Here is a 3,287-nt window from a genome sequence, read left to right on the forward strand (position 1 = left end):
GGCGCCGCGGCGGGGGCGGCCCCGCAGCGGCCCCCCCCCGGCCACATCCTGGCCGTCGCCCGGTCCGCCACCGCGATCGCCCAGGCGACGCCCGCCGCGCACCAGGAGATCGCGTCGGGCCGGATGAGCGTCCGCCGGGTCCCCGGCGAGGACTTCGTCCTGGAGCCGGACGAGGAGCCCTACGACCTGGTGTTCGCCGTCCGCGTCGGCGCCCTGGGCGGGCGCCATCCCCCGGCCGGGGAGCGGATGCTGCGCCGGATCGCCCTGGCGACCACGGCGGACGCCCGGCTCTTCATCGACGGCGGCGACCCGCTGCGGGAACTGCCGATCCCGCGGCCTTGAGCACCCGCACCCGCAGAGGGACGCCTCACATACCGGGCCCGGTCCGCCGCAGCACCCGCAGCGACGCGGTGGCCGAGACCTCGGTGAACGCGCCGGACTCCAGGGCGCGCAGATAGATGCGGTACGGAGCCTGCCCGGTGAACTCGTCCACCGGGTCCGGAAAGACATCGTGGATCAGGAGCAGCCCGCCCTCGGCGAGATGCGGCACCCAGCCCTCGTAATCGGCGACGGCGTGCTCGTCGGTGTGACCACCGTCGATGAACACGAACCCCAGTGAGCCGCCCCACACCCGGGCCACCTGCGGGGACTTGCCCACCAGCGCCACGACATGATCCTCAAGTCCCGCTTCGTGAAGAGTGCGGCGAAAAGTCGGAAGCGTATCCATCTGTCCGAGCTCGGGGTCGACGACCTCGGGATCGTGGTACTCCCAGCCCGGCTGCTGCTCCTCGCTCCCCCGGTGGTGGTCCACGGTGAGCGCCGTCACCCCGGCCCGGCGGGCGGCATCGGCGAGCAGGATCGTGGAACGCCCGCAGTACGTGCCCACTTCGAGCAGCGGAAGACCGAGCGCTCCGGCCTCGACGGCCGCCGCGTAGAGGGCGAGCCCTTCGTCGAGCGGCATGAAACCCTTCGCGGCCTCGAAGGCGGCGCGCACCTCGGGTTTCGGGGTCGCGGGGGTCGCGGTCATCGGGGCCTCCGTTGCGGCGCTCGTACAGCGAGGGGGTGGGCGGGTGTTGTGCGGGTCCTGTGCGTAATCGTCGTACGCGTACGCCAGTTCCGGAGATCGACCATGCTGCCGCATCTCATCGGGAACCAATAGCGCGGTCCCGCATCTCCTTTCTCACAGCCGGGTAGAGACCCGGGGTCTTTATACCGAGCAGACACCTTGGCTGATCGGGCGATAGTGTCATCCGTACGATGGGGGGCCACCGGGATCTTGCCCGCGCTCCGCACCCGCGCACCGGCGACAGCGACGCCCACCGACGACTCGACGACGATGAAGGACCTGAAGTGAATTTCCGCTCTCTGACACGAGGCGACGGCGTGGTGATCGCAGCAGCGGTGTTGCTGTTCATCGCCTCTTTCCTGGGTACGTTCGACGACGAGGGTGACGACGCCCCCACGGCTTGGGACGACGGGAACCTCCTGCTTAGCATGTACCTGATCGGCATCATCGGTGCGCTGCTCATCGCAGTGGGCCGCGCCCAGCAGCCGGCCCGCAAGGTCGCAGGGCTCGACCTCAGCCAGATCGGCGTCGCCTTCACGATCGTTTCGGCGTTGAGCGCGCTCTTCAAGATGTTCGACCTGCCGGGCTACCTCGACGCCGCCGAGGGCTTCCCCACGGATCAGATCGACGCCGGCACCGGCATGATCCTCGGCCTCATCGCCGCTCTCGTCCTCGCCGGCGCCGCCATCGCCACCAACATGGTCCCCGCCCTCAAGGCCCCCCTCATGGGCGCCCCCCGCCCGGCCGCCCCGCAGTACGGCGGCCAGCCGCCGCAGGGTGGTTACGGCTACCCGGGCGCCCAGCAGGGTCAGCCGCAGGCGCCGTACGGTCAGCAGCCCTCGCAGGGCGGTTACCCGCAGCAGGGCCAGCCCGGCGCGGCCCCCACGCAGCCCGGTCCACAGCAGGCCGCCGCCCCGGCGGCGCAGGGCGACTTCTCCCCGTTCTGGTTCGCGGTGCCGGTGCCGCGTCCGCTGTACGGCGAGGACGGCAACCCGACCCCGATCGCCGAACTCGCCCCCGGCACCTGGTACCTGGCGGTCGAGCAGCGCGGTCCGGGCCTCATCGCCCAGACCCAGGACGGCCGCCGCGGTGTGCTCCAGGACACGACGGGCATCCAGCGCGGCTGAGCCGGGCACAAGCACCGCACGCACGACAGCACGGCCCTCCGCCTCTGGCAGGCGGAGGGCCGCCGTCGTTCCCGGACGCCCGTTGTGTTGTCTCCGCACACCCCTTACAGTGCCCGCAGCTGACGGATCGTCAGCTAAGTGAAGGGGGCAGGGATGCGGCTCGGGATCACCCTCGGCTACTGGGGACGCGGCCCCAAGCCCGAACACGTTCCGCTCGCCCAGGAGGCCGAGCGGCTCGGTTACGACTCGGTGTGGACCGCGGAGGCCTGGGGCTCCGACTGCTTCACCCCGCTCACCTGGATCGCTTCGCAGACCTCGACCATCAAGCTGGGCACGGCAGTTGCCCAGATGGCCGCCCGCACGCCGACCGCCACGGCGATGCACGCGCTCACGCTCGACCACCTCTCCGGCGGCCGGATGATGCTGGGGCTCGGCCTGTCGGGACCGCAGGTGGTGGAGGGCTGGTACGGGCGCCCGTTCCCCAAGAGCCCGCTCACCGCGACCCGCGAGTACGTGGACGTGATCCGCCAAGTCCTGCGCAGGGAAGGTCCGGTGAGCCTGCCGGGGCGCTTCCACTCCCACCCGTACGCGGGCGAGGACGGCACCGGACTCGGCAAGCCGCTGAAGCCGATCACCCACCCCCTGCGCGCGGACCTCCCGATCTTCCTGGGCGCGGAGGGCCCCAAGAACATCGCGCAGACGACCCGGATCGCGGACGGCTGGCTGCCGCTGTACTGGTCGCCACTGCGCACGGACGTCTACGAGGCCTCGCTCACCGAACTGCCGGAGGGCTTCCGTATCGCCCCGATGGCGCGCGCGCAGGTCTGTGCCGACGTCTCGGCCGGTCTGCTGCCGGTGAAGGCGATGCTCGGCTTCTACATCGGCGGCATGGGGCACGCCTCGAAGAACTTCCACGCCGATCTGATGGCCCGGATGGGATACGGGGACGAGGCCCGCCACATCCAGGAGCTCTTCGCGCAGGGCCGCAAGGAAGAGGCGGTCCTTGCCGTCCCGGACGCCTTCGCCGACGAGATCTCCCTCGTCGGCCCGCGCGAACGCATCGCGGGACGCCTGGAGTTGTGGGGCAAGGGCCC

The 3,287-nt window shown here is 71.3% G+C and carries 4 protein-coding genes; 3 read left to right on the plus strand and 1 reads right to left on the minus strand.

Going from position 1 to position 3,287, the window contains the following annotated elements; genetic code table 11:
• Positions 1 to 342 (plus strand): hypothetical protein (locus JAO81_RS40505; RefSeq protein ID WP_199553019.1); only part of this gene is annotated, 342 nt, incomplete at its 5' end.
• A gap of 25 nt (positions 343 to 367) precedes the next feature.
• On the opposite strand, the gene JAO81_RS40510 is transcribed toward JAO81_RS40505, so the two are convergent.
• Positions 368 to 1,027: a class I SAM-dependent methyltransferase gene (locus tag JAO81_RS40510; protein WP_199553020.1), complete on the minus strand. Its 660-nt coding sequence runs from the start codon at positions 1,025 to 1,027 to the stop codon at positions 368 to 370.
• Positions 1,028 to 1,350: 323 nt separating this feature from the next.
• Here JAO81_RS40510 and JAO81_RS40515 point away from each other — a divergent pair, with 323 nt between their 5' ends.
• Together JAO81_RS40515 and JAO81_RS40520 are read left to right on the plus strand one after the other, a co-directional pair.
• On the plus strand, positions 1,351 to 2,193 hold the full coding sequence (locus tag JAO81_RS40515; RefSeq protein WP_199553021.1) for a hypothetical protein: 843 nt from the start codon (positions 1,351 to 1,353) through the stop codon (positions 2,191 to 2,193).
• Positions 2,194 to 2,346: 153 nt separating this feature from the next.
• Positions 2,347 to 3,287: LLM class F420-dependent oxidoreductase (locus JAO81_RS40520; protein ID WP_199553027.1), on the plus strand; the 941-nt coding region annotated here is incomplete at its 3' end.

Origin of the sequence: Streptomyces sp. N35 (assembly GCF_016464295.1) — a bacterium.
In the GTDB taxonomy this organism is placed as follows: domain Bacteria; phylum Actinomycetota; class Actinomycetes; order Streptomycetales; family Streptomycetaceae; genus Streptomyces.